The 855-nt window shown below is 51.6% G+C and carries 3 protein-coding genes; all 3 read right to left on the reverse strand.

The window, feature by feature from the left end; genetic code table 11:
- On the reverse strand, positions 1 to 197 hold a 197-nt coding region (locus H8S45_RS15840), incomplete at its 3' end, for a phage holin (RefSeq protein ID WP_186950602.1).
- The gene (locus H8S45_RS15845; RefSeq protein ID WP_054328547.1) at positions 194 to 532 is read right to left on the reverse strand and encodes a hypothetical protein; all 339 of its coding nucleotides are present in this window, start codon (positions 530 to 532) and stop codon (positions 194 to 196) included. The genes H8S45_RS15840 and H8S45_RS15845, both read right to left, overlap by 4 nt.
- A 35-nt stretch (positions 533 to 567) precedes the next feature.
- On the reverse strand, positions 568 to 855 hold a 288-nt coding region (locus H8S45_RS15850), incomplete at its 5' end, for an S-layer homology domain-containing protein (RefSeq protein WP_186950604.1).

Raw genomic sequence — 855 nt, forward strand, 5'->3', positions numbered from 1 at the left:
ATCGCCGGTGCTGTAAAGCTGTTGTTTTTCCACCACGCCACTACTGCGGCGATCACAGTCCATAGCGTCGTCACAATGGTTTCCACCTGCGCGTCCTCAATTGGCAGCACAGCGATACCGCACATACTAAGTACCTGATTGATCAGCGCAAGCGCCAAAATGATGGTTCTCGCCAAGGTTCCCGATGTGATTTTCATGTGTCATAACCCCTTTCGCAGTCGCACTCTATAATTTTTACATACATTCCAACGCGTTCCATCAGCTTTGCAATGGTCCCGTTCCCTCCCAGCGCATTATACTGTTTGTACAACAGTGACAGATTGTCCATTTCATCCGCTGTGATCTGCTCGGCCTTTAAGTAGTGGAGGCATTCAAATAAAAGCCTGTCATGCAGGATTGCTAAAATCGAAGCTGTAATCGTGTCCTGCCACGCCTTATGCCGCCTTGCCCGCTTTCGCAGCAGCTTGGCCACACCCAGTATCGCAGCCCCCACCGCTGAAAGCTGCGCCCAGTATTCTTTGATAAGTTCCATCGGTAAGTGGGGCGGTTGTATCCCCGTCCCCCCTCTCATTTCATCATCTCGCGGATAATATTCAGGATGCTCTTGTGGAGACGCGCCTGCGAGCAGGCCAGCTCTTCGCGCGTAGGAAAATCCCGCGGCCGGAACTTCCCGTCTGCATCCCCTTCCATAATGCCGTACTCGTTACAATACCTTACATTTTCCTTTGCCCATTCGGAAATCTGATTTTCGTCCTTATACATCGTCTCACCCCCCTCTTTCGTCTGGTACTTCCAGACGTTGATCTCTGACGGCTCCGGCAGGATAACCATACCGTGTCCGGTTTTGCTGTCGAA

This window comes from Agathobaculum faecis (assembly GCF_014287995.1).
GTDB classification, from domain to species: domain Bacteria; phylum Bacillota; class Clostridia; order Oscillospirales; family Butyricicoccaceae; genus Agathobaculum; species Agathobaculum ammoniilyticum.